Annotated in this window: 15 protein-coding genes and 2 tRNA genes; 9 read left to right on the top strand and 8 right to left on the bottom strand. The window is 58.4% G+C overall.

Annotated features, from left to right (window positions below):
• Positions 1 to 20: 20 nt before the first annotated feature.
• From R3D51_11390 to R3D51_11380, 3 genes are all read right to left on the bottom strand, one after another.
• Positions 21 to 638 carry a histidine phosphatase family protein gene (locus R3D51_11390; GenBank protein MEZ5900080.1) on the bottom strand — a complete coding sequence of 206 codons (618 nt, stop codon included), beginning with the start codon at positions 636 to 638 and terminating at the stop codon, positions 21 to 23.
• Positions 635 to 1486: an enoyl-ACP reductase FabI gene (gene fabI, locus R3D51_11385; GenBank protein MEZ5900079.1), complete on the bottom strand. Its 852-nt coding sequence runs from the start codon at positions 1484 to 1486 to the stop codon at positions 635 to 637. The genes R3D51_11390 and fabI overlap by 4 nt, the downstream gene beginning before the upstream one ends.
• A gap of 149 nt (positions 1487 to 1635) precedes the next feature.
• Positions 1636 to 2103, bottom strand: a complete 468-nt coding sequence (locus R3D51_11380) for a hypothetical protein (GenBank protein MEZ5900078.1) — start codon at positions 2101 to 2103, stop codon at positions 1636 to 1638.
• Between the two features lie 157 nt (positions 2104 to 2260).
• On the opposite strand from R3D51_11380, the gene pdxH reads away from it, so the two are divergent.
• Both pdxH and R3D51_11370 read left to right on the top strand, forming a co-directional pair.
• Positions 2261 to 2899, top strand: a complete 639-nt coding sequence (pdxH, locus tag R3D51_11375) for a pyridoxamine 5'-phosphate oxidase (protein ID MEZ5900077.1) — start codon at positions 2261 to 2263, stop codon at positions 2897 to 2899.
• 89 nt (positions 2900 to 2988) lie between these two features.
• Positions 2989 to 3942 (top strand): DUF1499 domain-containing protein, encoded by a 954-nt coding sequence (locus R3D51_11370; GenBank protein ID MEZ5900076.1) that lies wholly within the window; start codon positions 2989 to 2991, stop codon positions 3940 to 3942.
• Here the strand turns inward: R3D51_11370 and R3D51_11365 are convergent.
• The gene (locus R3D51_11365; protein MEZ5900075.1) at positions 3830 to 4735 is read right to left on the bottom strand and encodes an MBL fold metallo-hydrolase; all 906 of its coding nucleotides are present in this window, start codon (positions 4733 to 4735) and stop codon (positions 3830 to 3832) included. The two genes, R3D51_11370 and R3D51_11365, sit on opposite strands and share 113 nt — an antisense overlap.
• A gap of 53 nt (positions 4736 to 4788) precedes the next feature.
• Positions 4789 to 4865 (bottom strand) — tRNA-Pro (locus R3D51_11360).
• Between the two features lie 329 nt (positions 4866 to 5194).
• On the opposite strand from R3D51_11360, the gene R3D51_11355 reads away from it, so the two are divergent.
• The 3 genes from R3D51_11355 to R3D51_11345 all read left to right on the top strand — a co-directional run bounded on the left by R3D51_11355 (position 5195) and on the right by R3D51_11345 (position 6561).
• Positions 5195 to 5269, top strand: a tRNA-Gln gene (locus tag R3D51_11355).
• Positions 5270 to 5455: 186 nt separating this feature from the next.
• On the top strand, positions 5456 to 6127 hold the full coding sequence (locus tag R3D51_11350; protein MEZ5900074.1) for a hypothetical protein: 672 nt from the start codon (positions 5456 to 5458) through the stop codon (positions 6125 to 6127).
• A gap of 272 nt (positions 6128 to 6399) precedes the next feature.
• The gene (locus R3D51_11345) at positions 6400 to 6561 is read left to right on the top strand and encodes a hypothetical protein (protein MEZ5900073.1); all 162 of its coding nucleotides are present in this window, start codon (positions 6400 to 6402) and stop codon (positions 6559 to 6561) included.
• Between the two features lie 345 nt (positions 6562 to 6906).
• On the opposite strand, the gene R3D51_11340 is transcribed toward R3D51_11345, so the two are convergent.
• A complete protein-coding gene (locus tag R3D51_11340) occupies positions 6907 to 7566 on the bottom strand; it encodes a transporter (protein ID MEZ5900072.1) in 660 nt (219 codons plus the stop codon).
• A 340-nt stretch (positions 7567 to 7906) separates the two neighbouring features.
• Here R3D51_11340 and R3D51_11335 point away from each other — a divergent pair, with 340 nt between their 5' ends.
• Positions 7907 to 9919: a molybdopterin-dependent oxidoreductase gene (locus tag R3D51_11335; protein ID MEZ5900071.1), complete on the top strand. Its 2013-nt coding sequence runs from the start codon at positions 7907 to 7909 to the stop codon at positions 9917 to 9919.
• A 53-nt stretch (positions 9920 to 9972) separates the two neighbouring features.
• Here the strand turns inward: R3D51_11335 and R3D51_11330 are convergent, their stop codons facing one another.
• On the bottom strand, positions 9973 to 10407 hold the full coding sequence (locus R3D51_11330; GenBank protein ID MEZ5900070.1) for a hypothetical protein: 435 nt from the start codon (positions 10405 to 10407) through the stop codon (positions 9973 to 9975).
• A 67-nt stretch (positions 10408 to 10474) separates the two neighbouring features.
• On the opposite strand from R3D51_11330, the gene R3D51_11325 reads away from it, so the two are divergent.
• From R3D51_11325 to R3D51_11315, 3 genes are all read left to right on the top strand, one after another.
• Entirely contained in the window at positions 10475 to 12868 is a 2394-nt protein-coding gene (locus R3D51_11325; GenBank protein MEZ5900069.1) for an Ig-like domain-containing protein, read from the top strand.
• Positions 12869 to 13121: 253 nt separating this feature from the next.
• The gene (locus R3D51_11320; GenBank protein ID MEZ5900068.1) at positions 13122 to 14516 is read left to right on the top strand and encodes an O-antigen ligase family protein; all 1395 of its coding nucleotides are present in this window, start codon (positions 13122 to 13124) and stop codon (positions 14514 to 14516) included.
• Positions 14517 to 14573: 57 nt separating this feature from the next.
• A complete protein-coding gene (locus R3D51_11315; GenBank protein MEZ5900067.1) occupies positions 14574 to 15728 on the top strand; it encodes a glycoside hydrolase family 3 N-terminal domain-containing protein in 1155 nt (384 codons plus the stop codon).
• An 89-nt stretch (positions 15729 to 15817) separates the two neighbouring features.
• On the opposite strand, the gene R3D51_11310 is transcribed toward R3D51_11315, so the two are convergent.
• Positions 15818 to 16702, bottom strand: coding sequence for a hypothetical protein (locus tag R3D51_11310; protein MEZ5900066.1), 885 nt, complete (start codon positions 16700 to 16702; stop codon positions 15818 to 15820).
• Positions 16703 to 17032 lie beyond the last annotated feature (330 nt).

Below are 17032 nucleotides of genomic sequence, written 5' to 3'. Positions count from 1 at the left end.
TAATTGCTGCGCAATCTTCGCTAAAACCATTCCATTGTCATATTTCGGAGGACCAGGATCTTATCCTGAGGGACATCGAGGATTGGAATATCGGATCGATCGAGTCCCAACAATGCGCCGCGTGCGACGCGCGAAACACCGCCATGTGTCACGGCGACGGTCGTACGATCCAGAGCGTTGATCCACGCTGAGATCCGATCCATCAGGTCGGCATAACTTTCGCCGCCGTCGGGACGCCAGCCGAATGGATCGGCTTGCTTTCCCGCTACGCCTTCAGGATCGGTCTGTGGCAGCTCCGATGCGAGATGCCCCTCCCAGTGACCGTAGTGCAGTTCCAGCAATGTGGGGTCTTGCCGAAAACCAAGCGGATCGACGCCAATTTCTCCCCGCAAGATTTCCATCGTTTCTCGCGCCCTCGATAAGGGGCTAGAAACGAAATCCGCTTGCGCGATGGCAGGGAGTATCGTGCGCAACGTAGCGCCGTTGCGCGCCGCTTGTAGGCGGCCTGTCTCGTTTAGGGGAATATCAGCTTGGCCCTGGTAGCGGGCTTGCTTGTTCCAGTCCGTCTCGCCGTGCCGCACGAGGTAAAGCGTGACGCCTGGCTTGAGATGCGCCGTCTTTTGGACGCCTTCGCTCAAGGGGCGTCGCTCTTGACGACAGAAATATCAGGGGCGTCCTCGTTTTTCATGCCTTGGACGTGATAGCCGGAGTCGACATGATGAATTTCGCCGGTGACGCCGCGTGAGAGGTCGGACAGCAGGTAGACACCCGCACCGCCGACGTCTTCGATCGTGATCGTCCGACGCAGCGGTGAATTGTACTCGTTCCAACGCAGGATGTAGCGGAAGTCGGAAATGCCCGAGGCAGCAAGCGTCTTGATAGGGCCTGCTGAAATCGCGTTGACGCGGATACCGTTCTTGCCGAGATCGGAGGCCAGATACCGCACCGAAGCTTCCAACGCAGCCTTGGCGACACCCATGACATTGTAATGCGGCATGACCTTTTCGGCGCCGTAGTAGGTGAGCGTCACGAGCGAGCCACCGTCGGTCATCAGCTTCTCTGCACGGCGCGCAAGAGCCGTGAACGAGTAACATGAGATGAGCAGGCTCTGAGTGAAATTTTTTTCCGAAGTGTCGACGTAGCGGCCATCGAGCTCATTCTTGTCGGCAAATGCGATGGCGTGAACGAGGAAATCCAAACGACCCCAGGTCTTTTCCAGCTCGGCAAATACCGCATCCATAGAGGCTGCATCCGTCACGTCGCAGGGAAGGACAACCTTTGAGCCCAGTTCGACGGCTAGCGGCTCGACGCGCTTTTTCAGGGCGTCGCCCTGATAGGTCAGCGCGATCTCTGCTCCCTGGGCCGCGCAGGCCTTGGCGATGCCCCAGGCGATCGACCGATTGTTGGCGACACCCATGATCAGACCGCGCTTTCCGGCCATCAAATTTCCGGTTGCCGGGCCCGTGTTCGTCTGAGATGCCGTCATCGGCTTATCGATCCTTGAGGTTGTAGGATATTTCGGGTTTAACCCGGCGCGCATCCTACACAAAAGGGCGGCCCGGTCCAGATCGAGGAGCGGGGCATGGCAGCGCAAGCCGGCGCGCTGTCCAAAACTCTGAAATATCTATATTATATTCAACCATCGAGTTGCCAGATGCCGTCTGGCATGCGGCAGGCGATGGCTTCGGTCTTGCTGGTCGTATCGAGGGAGTTGAGAATGACCACGATGTGCCGGCAGACTTGACCCTCGGCATCCTTGAAGGAGGACGTGGGCTGTACGATGCCCGACAGAAGCCCGTGGCTGCGGTGCCAGACGTAGGTTGAGCCGTCTGCAACCTGGCTCAATGCCAATTGAACGCTCTCCAGGGCCGCGATCTCGTCCTGGATGCCGAGAGTGACCCGAGAGGGTGCGTTCAAGCGGGCAGGTTTGGGCCGCTGGGTGCTTTGCGAAGGTGGGCAGGTGCAACTGTCGTGCGCGGCTTTGGGAGCCTTCGCCTGCCCGGCGCGAGCAAAAGTCGGTATCAAAAGAATGGCTGAGACCAGAAGAAAGGCCGTCAAGCCGGTGGCATAAATCGAAAATAGTGACGGGCGTGCATAACGCATGAAGAGACACTCAACGAACACAACGCTACAGGAAGCCGCGACAGGCGGACTTGCTCGCAAGTTTGCGCGGGTTTGGTTAATAGACGATTTCAGTCTGTATCGATCGGACGAAGAAGTTGCTGCCTGTCGGTGGCGCGCAAGAAGGTGACGAAGACGCATGAGCACAGCTGAAGCGAGCGACAGAGAAGGTTTCGCGCCCACGGACGATCCCTTCGATCTTTTTGCGGAGTGGCTGGCTGCCGCCACTAAAAGCGAGATCAACGATCCCAATGCAATGGCAGTGGCAAGCGTGGATGAAACGGGCTTGCCGAACCTGCGCATGGTGCTGCTCAAGGGAGTGGATGGTGCGGATGTGCCTGAACGGGGGTTCGTCTTCTACACCAACTTCGAGGGTGCGAAGGGTCGCGAAATTCTCGCACATCCCAAGGCCGCTCTTCTCTTTCACTGGAAGAGCCTGGAGCGTCAGGTTCGCGTCCGTGGAATTGTGACGACGGCCAACGCCGCGGAGGCCGATGCCTATTTTGCCTCGCGCCCGCGACTAAGCCGCATTGGTGCATGGGCATCCAAGCAGTCGCGTCCGTTGGAGGGTCGCTTCGCGCTCGAGGCCGAAGTCGCGCGCTATACGGCCAAATATGCGCTGGGTGAGATCCCGAGGCCTCCCTACTGGTCGGGCTTTCGTGTAACACCTGTAGAGATCGAATTTTGGATGAGTCGTCCGTTCCGTTTGCACGATCGCGTTGTGTATCGGCGTGCCGATTCGGCCACCCCATGGACGAAGACGCGCCTTTTCCCGTGAGCAATCGCCGCCACTTCGCCTTTTCGACCAAATCGCGGCTATGGTGGGGGCCTGATTTCTCTAAATCTGAGGGAGCTTGAGACGGACCCGTGGCCGTAATCTCGACCCGGATAGAGTACGCCGCCGACCAGCCGCCATCACTCATGGCGCGTTGGGCGAGCCGCTTGGCGTTGTTTTGCGTCATCCTGCTTGTGGTCGCGTTCGTCCTGCATCGGGTGTTGTCGATGCCCACGCCCATCGCGGCCAATCTGGCCGGAACCTCCTTTGCTGGCGCGGTTATTACTATCGTTATGGCGCTTATCGCCGGGCTGGACATCTGGGTTACGGGTCGTCGAGGGACAGCGCGGGTTGTTGTTGCGCTGGCGATGTCACTTGCCTTGCTCGCTCTGCCTGCAACGGCTTGGCTGGCGAGCCGCGACTACCCCGCGATCGCTGACGCGACGACGGACACAGTCCATCCGCCGCAATTTGACGTGACCGCTAGCGCGCGCGGGGCTGGCGACAATTCCATCGTCTATAACGCCGACGTGGATGGACCGCTGCAGGCCGCCGGGTACCCTGACCTGAAAACATTGGATGTCCCGCGCTCCGCTGCCGACACGTTCGATGTCGTTCTGCAGGCTCTGACAAAGCTCAAACTCAAGCCTCTAGCGGAGACCGCGCCAGCCGATGCGCGCGACGGCGCCGGAACCATCGAGTTGACGGAACGTACACTCATCATGGGCTTCAAGGACGACGTCGTCATTCGGGTGACGGGAGACGATAAGTCAGCGCATGTCGACGTGCGCTCCGCTTCACGCTACGGCCGCAATGACCTTGGCCGCAACGCCAACCGCGTGCGCACAATCCTGAAAGAAATCGTCGGTCGCCTGGAAGCAACAGTACCCGCGCAGCATAAGGCCAAGGACGCCGAGGATGCGGGGCAGAAAATCAAACGACCCTCAGCAGGGCGTCGGCTGAGAACAAATCCTCGTACTGGATCTCGCCCTTCTCGGCCAGCATCTCAACGTGCGCTAGAACGGTCAGCAAGGCCGCCGAGATAAGAGCTTCGGCGATATCAGGATAGACCGCCGGCAAGATCTCGCGGGCAGTCTTGGCGCCATCTCTTATGGCTTTGGAAATCGCCTGTTCACGCATCCGTCTGTGCAGCAGGTAGGCCTTAAGCGTGCGCCTGGGCTCTTCCACACGCCCGCCGTGGCCGGGCAAATACACGCCCGCGTCCTCGTCCATGAGCTTTTCCAACGAGCGCATGTAGTCCGACATGCGCCCCTCCGGTGGTGCAACAACGGACGTGTTCCACGCCATCACGTGATCGCCGGAGAAAAGGGCACCGCTTTGGGCATGTTTGAAGCAGAGATGATCCGGCGCATGACCCGGCGTATGGATCGCGCTGAGCGCCCAGCCGTCACCTTCGAGTGTCTCGCCGCCGAACAGCTCGACGTCGGGCGATATATTGAAATCTACGAATTCGCGCCCTTGCGGGGCGCGGTCCAACGGAATGGGCACGGTGGATGAGCGGCGCATGGCGCACAACTTTGCGTTCGTTGCTCCCTTCAGCGCTGGGATGCCATCGACGTGATCGCGGTGGGCGTGCGTCGAAATGATGTGCGTGATCTCTCGCCCGCCCGTGGCCTGCAGAATAGCAGCAAGATGATCCTCATCTTCTGGGCCAGGATCGATAACCGCAAGCTTGCGCGTTCCGACGAGGTAAGTGTTGGTGCCCTTGAAGGTGAAAGGGCCAGGATTATTGGCCACGACCCGCATGACGCCGGGAAGAAGCTCGGCTCCCTCGTCGTAGTTGAACGTCATGTTTGTCTTGAAAGTTGGGCCTTCCATGGCGTGCTCGCAATTTTGGAGGCGTCCGCGCCGGCCCAGACTTGAAAAAGTATTGGTCGGAGCGAGAGGATTCGAACCTCCGACCCCTTGCTCCCGAAGCAAGTGCGCTACCAGGCTGCGCTACGCTCCGCACCGACCAACAGCCTGACGAACAAGGCCGTAAACTCTCATCGCCCGGGAAAGGCTGGCGATCGAGTGAGGCGGCTTTATAGCGGTGAGGTTGCCGCCGGGCAAGGGCCCTGGGGCAGTCTGCCGACTGGTTCCGCTACTATGCCTCAAAGTAGGGTCTTTTGCATGCAACTCCAAGCCGTTAGTTGAGTTCCCCGGCGGGCAGCGGATACGGGTCTTGCGCGGGCATTTGGCCGCCACAAATTGTTCCGCCTCGCCATTGCCCGGGACCAGTGAAGCGCATATGGTGCCGCGCTGCGCCGGGCCCTCAGCGGCCCGCGGCGGACATGGTGGGGTGTAGCCAAGTGGTAAGGCAGCGGATTTTGATTCCGCCATGCGGAGGTTCGAACCCTCCCACCCCAGCCACTTCTTCCCAGCGATAGTGGGAGAAGTCACACCGTAGGATTAGCCAAGCTACGCGCATTGATACGTTCTTAAGCGCAGCGCTTCGCGTCACTTGGCTTCCATCCCGGTGGATAACGCGCTCACTGCGCGCCCAGGTCGCGTTCGAATCAGGCAGTGCAAGTCTCTTGCGCGATGTCACGGCGGCCGATGGCGAAGAAACCACCTCCTGACCAGCTCAGTCTTGATCTCGTTTTCACCGCTCCGGTCGCACCCGCGAGCGCGCCCAAGAGAGTGCGTCAGGCGAAGCAGGAGCCTGTGCCGGTTGTCGTGCCCGAGCCGGAGCCGGTCGCTGAAATTCTCGCGCCCAACGAGCCCCATTGGAAGGCGCACGAAAGCGCGCAGCGTCGCGAGACAACGGCCTTCGATCTGTATCAGCGTTCCGTCAAGGACACGCGCAACCTAGTGTTGACCGCGTTCGTCGTTTCGGTCGCGATCGTCAGTGTGAAATTCAACACGACTTCTATTGATACGCTCAGCCTGCCGGGCGTTGATCTCAAGGTCAGTGACCGGAGGGTGGTGACGGGGCTCTTGGGGATGGGCGCGCTGTTCTTCGGAGCGTGGGCGTTGCTATCGGCTTTCAGCACCTGGGGGCTCTGGAAGAAATGCGGGCTGTTCTATCAGGAGATCGTCCGGCCGTCATCGCACCCGCTGTTGGTTCTGCTGTTCCGTTTCGTGTGGGTGGCCGGAGCGGTCTTTATGACTGCAGCGATAGTCGTGAGCGTAGTCTATTCGTTTGAAGACATTTGGTACGTGTTCTTTGGAGCGCCGGAGTGGATGCCGGACTGGTGGGAGAAGTCTCAAACGATCCAGCGCAATTGACGGTCGCTGCCGCAGTCCGCCCCAACGAATCACCTAGCCGTCTTCGATGCCTCGTTGGTTGTTCGCGCTTTTGATCGTGACCTCACTGCCGCCGCTCGCGTGGTTGGCGTGGTTCATTTATCTCCGGTTGACGGTCGGCGTTCCTGATCCTGCTTATATTGCGGCGGCGATGGGAGTTGTTGCGGGGCTGTTTGTGCTCGCAGGGTCTTCGCTTCGCGAGGCATTTTTGGAAGCACCGTGCCGGTAATCCTTCCGCCGGCATTCTCGCTGTTGTGTCGATACTCTTGGTTGCTCTAATCGCGCTGATGCGTGAGATGGGTGAGTTTGGGCCGGACGTTTACGGACCTTATGTGCCGATCTTCAAGGTGGGGTTGGCGCTGACCTTGCCGTTTGGGCTCGCGTTGGTCTTCGCCATGTTGAAAGTGAAAAGCTGAAGCGTCGTGCCGCATCAAAGGCCCGTGAAAATACCTCGGCCTCTCGACGTTCAAGCGGTCAAGTGGCGTCGGACAGCATTTGGAGGATCCAAATGCTGTCCGCGCCTATTATTAGCTGTCATGCTGCGATGCGGCGGGGACACAAACGAGGTCGCGAACTCGAAACTCCGTCCTGCCAAGGCTCAAGCATTAAGTGCAGATTAGCTGCGTATTGTTCTCAGCCGATTAATTTGCACTCTATGCGCCAGACCATCCATACGAATTTGCCCATGACTTAGATCAATGAAGCTAATAGCATCGTTAGCCAAATCGCCTAATTATCGGCGACGAGTGAGGTGTAGATGCCTAAATGCGTTTCGTTGCCTCGCGAGAGTTCAGCTTGGTGATCATTGCATTGATCGGCACTGACCACTGATCACCAACCCAATCGTAGGACGACTCAGTGTTGAGAGTATAGGTCCAGCCGCCGCTGGCGGCGTAAGCGACAAAAGGCTGGATAAACGTTGTACTAACATCGGCACGATCTTCATCTCCGGCGAATGACCAGACGTGATTTACGAGAGCGCCGACCGTCCACGGCCCTGTTTGTTGTAGTACGACCGCGGTTGGGCCAGCTGCCCATTTCCCGCTGGTCAGCAGCTCATCAGTTCCCGTGCGCCAAAGGATGGCTGGACCAGCGCCCCAGGTAAAGCCGTTGACGGTCTGCGGCACGAAGAAGAAGCTTTGCAGCGTGTCGCCCAGGCCGAACTGGCTGCCCGAGCCCGGAAAGATATCGTCCTGACCAATCACGGGCAGGATCGTGCGAACGACCATCGTCCATTCGCTATCGAGCTTGATGGGCACGACAGGCTGAATGTTTGTCGTAACGCGATCCCCATCCCGGTTTGGGCCGATGTTGGTATCGTAGTTCACCTGGACGGGGAGCAGTGTCAGCGAAGCGATCGGATTGGATAGCTGCTTTTGGATATCGCTGTCGTCGGCGCGTGCGCCCGAGCCGAGACACATAGCAAACCCTAACGACAAAGCCAGGCGGGGAATATCTTGAGCGGTGAACATCTTACATCCCTTCGCAATCAGGGTGCGCGTGCGTCAAATAAGAGAATCAAATGCGAGATTTTCGACTCAAAGTTTATAGGCATCGCGAGCTCAGCACACCTCTCCAGGCGCTGGCAGCGAAAACTTAACGCGCCACTGTAGTACCTGGGCCGCACATCCCCTGCCCGCCACGTAAATCTCATCATTGCCTCCAAATAGGGCTTCGCAAACAACACTTTTTGCGCGAGGGTGGCCCCGCACCTAGCCATACCGATGGGTCTCAGCAATTTACTTTAGAAAAGTGGCTCCGATGGAAACCAGCGTCATTCGCACAACTTGTCCGCGCGATTGCTACGATGCTTGCGGCATGCTCGCGAAGGTGAACAGCAACGGCATCGTCAGTATCGTAGGCGATCCCGGACACAGCGTTGCCCACGGTGCGCTTTGTGCCAAATGCTCGATCGTCTACAACGGCGTCTGGCGCAATCCTGAAGTGCGTTTGACTAGCCCCCTAAAGCGAACCGGCAAGAAAGGCGCAGGTCAATTCATCTGTGTAACCTGGGATGAAGCGCTAAGCGATATCGGCCGTCGGCTGAATGCAATTCGCGAACAGGACGGCGGCAACGCCATTCTCCAGACGCACTACACCGGCACCTGCTCGCTGATCGCCGGCGTTTTTCCCTTGCGTTTTTTCAATCGCATCGGAGCAACCGAAGTTGATCCAGACACGGTCTGCAACAAGGCAGGCCACGCCGCACTGCAGCTCATGTATGGGGAGTCGACCCGCGGCTTCGATCCGCGGACCATTGACGGTGCGAAATGCCTGATGGTCTGGGGCGCCAACCCTTCCGCCGCGGCACCCCACGTTCACGAACATTGGTTCAGCAATGCGCAGGTTCCCAAGATTGTCGTAGATCCCATTCGGCATGAAACTGCAGCGGCTGCAGATCTTCACTTGCAGCTCTACCCAGGGACCGATGGCGCTCTTGCGTTTGCAATGCTGCATGTCATCCGCGCCCGCGGACAGATCGACCAAGAATTCATTTCTGCACACGCTATCGGGTGGAATGAGATCGATGATCAGCTGGAGGCATGCACTCCAGCTTGGGGCGAGGCTGTAACCGGTGTACCGGCGAACCTCATCGAGAAGGCCGCACTCACCTATGCTGATGGGCCCTCTCTGCTGTGGATGGGGCAAGGCTTCCAACGCCAGACCTACGGCGGCAACGCCATGCGTGCGGTCGGTCTGCTGCCCGCTGCCACGGGCAACATCGGAAAGTATGGCGCGGGTTTCCTCTACCTCAATGGATGGGACACGCGCGGCATAGACCCAGCTTATCTGTCAGCGGCCCACTTGGCCTCCGATCCTGCACCTTCCATCAGCCACATGGATCTCGCCGAGCATCTCGAAGGACCGGCCACGAAGGCGCTCATTACCTGGAACAACAACATCGCAGCATCGAGCCCGGAGCAGCGTAGGTTGCGCCGCGCGCTCGAACGCGACGACCTGCTTCAAATAACGCTGGATCTCTTCCAAACAGATACGGCCAACTTCGCCGATTACGTGTTGCCGGCTGCAAGCTTCCTTGAGTTCGATGATATCGTTATGTCCTATTTCAATTCCTCGATCTCGGCCCAAGCCAAGGCGATGCCACCGCTTGGAGAGGCGCTGCCCAACCAGGAGATTTTCCGGCGCCTTGCTGCCGCGATGGAGCTGACCGAAACGGAGCTGTTCGAAACAGACGCCAGCCTGATCGGAAACCTTCTTGATCAAGCCAAACCTGGCCTAACCTTCGATGCGTTGGCAGAAGTCGGCACGATCTTCCATCCGCCACACCCGACAGTTCAATTCGAACGACACGATTACCGCACGCCCTCAGGCAAAATCGAAATGACGAGCGACGCCTTCGTCGAGGCCGGATTGCCGCACGCGCCCTTCCCTTCCGCCGAGGCCCGGCCCCAGCAAGGGGACTTGCGACTGTTGTCACCGGCATCCGAGTGGCTGATGAACAGCAGCTACGGCAACGACCCGAAGATCCTAAAACAACTGGGACACGACCAGGCCTTTCTGAACCCCAACGAGGCGCTTGGACGGGGAATAAAGAGCGGATCTGATATCACGCTGCGAACAGAAGTCGGAGAGATCACTCTAAAGGTCGCGGTTTCAAACGACGTCCCCATGGGCGTGATACTCGCGCACAAAGGCCGATGGTCAACAGAGGGAGCTGAGAGCAACGTCAACGCAATTAATCCGGGCAAGAAAGCAGACCTTGCCGGAAGCTGCGCCGTTCACAGCATCAACGTTTCTCTGATCGCCGTGTAAATTGAAACATCGGCTACCAACCTCCATCACGATGCGCCGCGCGACGCCGTGGACTAAGGCTTCGTCTCGACGATCGCGTCTGGGCCGCTCAGGTTTGGACTGCCATTTAGCTGGTCAAAAAAAGTGCGATAGCGCCGCTGCATAGTCTCCAAATCCAACCCTTTATCCAAGACAGTGGCGCGGGCTGACGATCGAAGTCGCATCAGATCTGCGGCAGACCCAACAATGCTCCGAAGCAAGTTGGCGATTTCGTATGGACGCTCAGCTGGGACAAGAAAACCGTTAACGTTATTCTGAATTAGCGTGCGCAGGTTGCCCACGTCCGTAGCGGCGACCGGATCGCTTGCACAATATTTCTTTGGAGACGCAGAAGTCCTCCGCGTGTGCGAATGACCAAGTCCGGCGCACTGAAGCGTCGCTGACATTTCAGCGCGCGGCAGCAGCGGTAAACGAAAAGTAAATGCGATCGCGAAAATTACGTCAGCCATCGGAACGTAGCCTTATATCGGGTTCGCTATCTCTATCGATGCAAGTTAAGTGTGCATGCGAGGGACTATGGCTACGATCAACGGAACGTCCGGGCAGGACGTCATCGTCGGAACGGCGGCGAACGATGAGATCCACGGTGGCGACGGCAATGACCGCATCAACGGCGGCGCTGGCGACGACACAATCTATGGCGACGCAGGCAACGACACGTTGACAGGTGACGCGGGCAACGACGCGCTATATGGCGGCGACGGCAACGACGGCTTCTTCGGGGGCGGCGGCAACGACACCATCTATGGTGGCGCCGGCAACGACACGATGTACGGCGACGGCGGCAACGACGTCTTCTATGGCGGCGAAGGAAACAACACGTATTACGGCGGCACCGGAGATGATACCTTTCACGTGACCCCTGGAACCGGCTTCAACATCGTCGCCGGTGGCAGCGGAAATGATAGCCTCGCGCTCGAGTTGTCATCCGCACAGTTGACACCGGCTATACTTGCCGATCTTGCGACGCTCCAACAATGGGTAATAGACAAAGCTGCCGCTGCGGGATCCCTTGCAAATCAGACATCGCAGACGACTGCCGACGTGCTCACGCTGAACGCGCTTCAGCTTTCGATCAACGCCGTAGAAAGCGTCATTTTGTATGTCGACGGGATCGCCGCACCGATCACCGATCTTCTCAATCACGAACCCACTGCCGATGCGAACGTGTCTCTGAACACCAACGAGGACACCGCCATTTCGGGCAACGTCGGTGCGACCGACACCGACGAGGATGCACTGAGCTTTGCGGTCAGTTCTGGCCCTGCCAATGGCACGCTGACACTCAATTCAGGCACGGGCGCCTACGTCTATAAAAGCGCTGGAAATTTCTCTGGCAATGATAGTTTCGACATTATGGTCTCGGACGGCCGTGGCGGCCAGACCATGCAGCACGTTGAAGTTGCCATCGCAGCGGTCGCAGACGCCCCAACGCTATCGGTTGTCAACGTAACGCTACCCGCCGGGCTTACCATAGAAGGGACGGCGGCGAGCGAAACACTGACCGGGTCCGACGCCAGTGACGTGATCACCGGTGGCGCCGGCAATGACGTCATCAACGGCGCTGGCCTCAAGGTGATGAGAACCTTCGCGCTTGATATCGCCTCCGCGCTGACTGACACTGACGGCTCGGAAACTCTTGCGATCCAGATTGCCGGTCTGCCAGCGGATGCGACCCTTTCTGCAGGTGTACACAATTTCGACGGCTCTTGGACCCTCACCGCCGCCGATCTCTCCGCACTGATGATGACCGCATCAGCAGTTGCCGATTTCACGCTTGACGTCACCGCGATGTCGACGGAAGCGCAAAACGGTCAAAACACGGCTGTTACAAGGTCCCTTAGCGTCACCTTCACCGGCCTCGGCAATAACGATATCCTTGACGGTGGCGATGGCAGCGACACGATCACAGGCGGCACCGGCAACGACACGCTGATCGACGGCGCCGGAAATGACAGCGTTCTAGGCCGTCTCGGCGACGACACCTTCATCGTCGGTTCCGGCAATGACATCTACGACGGTGGCGACGGCTCCGACACGCTAGACTTCTCAGGCGCCATGTCGAGCGTGAGGGTCGATCTGTCGAGGGGCCGGGCTTCCGGTCAGAGCACTGGATTAGACAAGGTCTACTCCATAGAAGGCGTTGTGGGTTCGTCCTGGAACGACAGGCTATATGGCGACAGGGGCGACAACTTCATCGATGGCGGCGCAGGCAACGACACGATCAATGGCGGCAGCGGCAACGACACCCTGATCGGTGGCGATGGCAACGATCGGATCGGCGCGAGCACCGGCAACGATGTCATCTTCGACGGCGCAGGCGACGATAGGGTCAATGCTGGTTCTGGAGACGATGTCGTCTTCGCCGGATCGGGCAAAGACATCTACTACGGAGGCAAGGGCCTCGATACGCTCGACTACTCGTTTGCGGACATCGGGGTCACCATTGACGCGGGTCGACACACCACCACTGGGTTCGCCAACGACCGCTTCTCGGGTTTTGAGAAGTTTGTTGGGTCGGCGTTCGACGATACATTCCTGGGCAGCTCGTCGAAAGATACTTTCATCGGCGGTGCAGGCAACGACACCTTCCGCGGCATGGGTGGCTCGGATTTGTTCTCTGGCGGTGCCGGCGCCGACACCTTTGAATGGGCTGTCATGGATGTCGTCTCTGGCCGTAGATACCTCGGCCACGACACGATCAGCGACTTCACCTCCGGGTCCGACAAGCTCGATCTGACCGCCTTTAACTCCACGCACGGCACCAACTTCCTGCATATGCAGGATACAGCGTCGGGGACGATGGTCTCCGTTGAGATCGGCTCGAAATCTTATGATCTCGTCATGCTGCAGGACGTGCACGGTGTCACGGTCAAGTCGCTCTTCGATGCAGGATCGATCATTGTTTAGGGGTCTGCATTTGCTTGCCTCACAGCTCGCGCCTGCGACCTCTGCGTCGTCGAACTCAGTCCAGCGCAATCCCATTTTTTCGTGATAGGCGGCTTAGTCCGTTTTTTCCCGGGAAGGCCCATCAAGCTGACTAAAGATTGTGCATCAGCCGTCCGATTATCATTGCGCTGTGCATAAACCGGTGACTGCGTCTTCAAGCACTACGGCATTCGCAAGAATCGCTTTTCTTCTCTCTTATAGGGAGTGAACGGCGATGAACGCAGCGGGAGAATTCCACGTATCAGCCGGGAACGCGCGTCCGGCGCAGCCAACCAGTTGGCTTGCAACCGGTATTGCGGTGCTCGTTGTGGCTTCGATAGTAGCCCCAAAATGTTTACACACGCTCATGCCGCTTCTACTGGGTCTGTTCGTCGCCGCGCGAAACGTTCCGGTTTTGCCTCCTCAATCGGTTCGGACACTATTGCTGCGTTGCTGTCTCAATCCACTTAGCTGGCTTATTGCGGGTTTCCTCGTTCTGCGTGTGGCGACCTCGCCAGAACCTCTGCATGCATTCAAGATCATCATGATTGCAGCAGTTTACGGCGCGATGGCACTGCTGATCTTGCGGCTCGTTAGGAAGCGTGAGCCATTCAATATGGGGCTGATCCGCCGCGCACTTGTCATTTCAGTATTCGTCGGTGCTGCGTATATCGTTTCTGAGCTGCTCAGCGGCCTTTCGCTGATGACCGGTGCACTCAACGACGTGCCATGGCTCGCAGGTGGCAATAAACTTCATTTTATCATTTCCGGTGAAACAATCGAGGCGGTGCGCGACTACGTTCTCAACCGCAATGTAGCCGTGCTCAATTTCCTGTTCTGGCCGGCCCTTCTTATAGCGGTTGACGATAGACGCTTTTGGAGCGCGGAAGCCGCGCCTTGGGTTGTTCCATCGTTATGTGTGGTCGTAGCCGCCGCGACTTTCCTGTCCTATCACGACGCTTCGAAGGTGGCTCTTATCGCTTCGGCGTCAATTTACGGTCTGAGCAGATACTCGCCGAGATTAGCCAGAATGGCCGTCACGGCAATATGGGTCACGGCATCCATCGGCGTCGTGCCCGTTGTCAGGTATTGCTACGCGCACGGTCTGCAAAATTCCGAAGCCATTCCAGGATCGGCTCGGGCCCGCGTCGTGTTATGGAATTACGAGGCCGAACAGGTGCCGGCCCACGCATTATTCGGCAAAGGCATCGATAGCGTGCGCTACTACGATGAACTCGAAGGCCCGAGCGCAGAGACGATTCCAGGTGAAGTCTCGCCACAACGAAACGGCCGACACTCGCACAATATCTTCCTGCAAGTATGGTATGAATTCGGTCTCGTCGGCGTCGCGCTGTTCATGTCGGCCGGACTGCTTGCGATACGTCGGATCTCGCGCGTTAATCCAGAGGATCTACCATTTGTGAATGCGTCTTTCGTCACGTGCATGACGATTGCATCGTTTAGCTGGGGCATGTGGCAGACTTGGTATATTGCTGCGGTCTGCTTCGCCGCATCGGCGATCGCGATATCTCTTCGGAAATCGAATGGCGGGCCTCTATTTGTCGCTGTTCGTTTGCGGAACATGTCGGCTCGAGGGCAAGCGCCAGCGCTGGCGCTCCGGGAAAACTAGAATTCGGGTGTCGACCGGCACAACACACAAAGCGAATTAGCCATCTTAGAGTATTTCGTGTCCATCACCCGTCACCAGCTTACTTTCGTCGCCATCCTGGTTGGGCTATCGGCTCTTCTTTTCGCAGCAGTTCATTACAGCTTGAACTGGCGAACGAGGGCCATGCTTCTGCAGCAGGATCCGGCGCGACTGGAGCGGCTCGGCCGCCGGCTGATCGTCGGCTACAACGATTTTGCTGAGATAAAAGATCTGGTGGCGCACCGGGCGGTTGCCGGTGTCTACGTGACAACGCGCAACGTAGGTGGTCGGAGCGTTTCGGACATCGCCAGGGATATCGCGCAGCTTCAGGATATCCGGGCGAAACAGGGGCTGCCCAAGCTGATCATTGCGGCAGACCAGGAGGGCGGTCTCGTCTCGCACCTCTCCCCACCGCTCAACGACCAGCCTTCGTTGGCGGAGATTATTGCGCCTATGAACACAGATGACGAACGTCGGGCCGCGGTCAGCCGGTTCGCTGAGACGCAGGCGCACGGGCTCAATGCCATCGGCATCACCATGAATTTGGCACCCGTCGTTGACCTCCGGCCCACTTCTACTCTGCCAAACGACGAGCTATCGCGGATTTACGAGCGCGCGATTGCCAGTGACCCGCAGTTGGTGGCGCAGGTCGCGAGTTGGTACTGCCACGAACTTTGGCAATTCGACATAGCGTGCGTCCTGAAGCACTTTCCGGGGCTGGGTCGCGTTACCAATGACACCCATGTTGCCGCCGGTGAAATCCGTACCGATGAAGAGCAGTTGGAAAGGAGCGACTGGATACCGTTCCGGCAGGTGTTGAAATTGCCGGGCGCTGCCTTGATGGTCGGCCACGTTCGACTTGACGCCGTAGATCGCGCAAGTCCAGCGTCGTATTCTCCACTCGTCGTCACCGGGCTCTTGCGCCAGAAGTGGCGATATGACGGCCTAGCCATCACCGATGATCTTGGCATGGGGGCCATTACGGAAAGCGTTGACGGCATCGGCACGGCTGCGGTGCAAGCGCTCAACGCCGGTATTGATTTATTGCTCATCGCCAAGGCCAAGAAAAATTTTGACGCGGTATTATCCGCCCTAATCGACGCGGATGCGACCGGCAAGATCGATCGATCGCAGGAGGCCGCATCGCTGAGACGATTGTCCGCATGGTCGCAAGCCTTCTCGGCGCGACACTAAGTCGGTGAGTTTAGGCCGCTTCAGCAAGGATCATCCCTATCTGGCCTTCTAACCCAGGAGACAGATGACGCACCGAACAGGCGGCGATCTCACAGTCGCGGATCGACAGGCTCGCTTTCGAGAGCGAGAACTCCGAACACACATTCATGCACCCGGCGGAGCGGCTCACGCGCAACAAATCGCTCCAGCGCTTCAAGCCCTAGCGCAAACTCGCGCGAAGCCAAGGAGCGCTTGGCATTGAGGCCGCGTTTGCGCAAGCGGACGAGGTTCTCCTCACTGTCATAGTCGGGGCCGTAGATGATCCGCAGGTAGTTTTGCCCGCGGCATTTTACGGCGGGCTGAAGCAATCGGTTTTCTCCACCGCGCGCGAGAAACAGTTCCGGCTTCACGACCATACCTTCCCCACCGGCATCCGTCATTTCCAGCCACCACGTGATGGCGGCTTCGCGCGTCTCTGGTCGTTCGAAGTCTACGAGCATTGTGCGCGTCGCCTGGAACAGCCGATCGTGAGCTGCAAGGCGGGCGAGCGTCTCCATATGCCAGACGTGGCTCCTCTCACTATGCACCTTGCCTTCGCTGGCCAGGATATGGAATGGCGCGATGCACACGCCGTCGAGCCCGTTAACCGGCCAACAGTACTGGCGCACAGCGGCGCTGAACGCATCGACGCGGACGAGCCCGTCAGCGAAGCGCGCATTCAGACCCGCGCGCTCGTAGAAGCTCAACGCCTCCGCGGGATGTTCGAGAAAGCCCGACTCCTTCGATGTTTCGCAGGGCGACATTGTGGGAGGCAGGTAGATAAGCCACCTGGGGTCCACGGCAAAGCGAACCATAACCTCAAGCGCTGCGGCAATGTCGCGCCCGAAATGATTTTCTCGCGCCACGTAGTTGTGGCGACAGTTCACCGCCTGCACTCCGATCTGGAACGGCGGCAGATGTTCGCCAAGCACGCGCAGTACTGAGCGCGACCGCAACGACGACGTTCTAGAAAGCCTACTTGGTGCAAAACAGCTCGATAAAATCGATCTTTTCGATCGCGTCCAGCTTGCTTTTGTTGTCGAGACATGCCGCACGTCACGCTCCTTGAGCGAGGCAGGTCGCCGCTTGTTTGCGGCCTCGCGAGAAGCGAAGTCCTCCACCAACGACGCCGACCGGCTGAAGAAGTACCTCGCTCGGTTCGGATTGAGCTGGTCGGAGGTAAATGAAATGTGCTTGGTGAAATAGGTCTCATGGAAATCGGCGTAGGTGGAAACGTCCGCGGCTTTGCCATGCGTTCAGGGCTTGATCGCGGGCACTAGCAATTG

Source organism: Hyphomicrobiaceae bacterium, assembly GCA_041397645.1.
GTDB lineage: Bacteria > Pseudomonadota > Alphaproteobacteria > Rhizobiales > Hyphomicrobiaceae > Hyphomicrobium_B.
The sequence above is the reverse complement of the archived record's forward strand: the minus strand, read 5'-3'. Positions and strand labels throughout refer to the sequence as shown.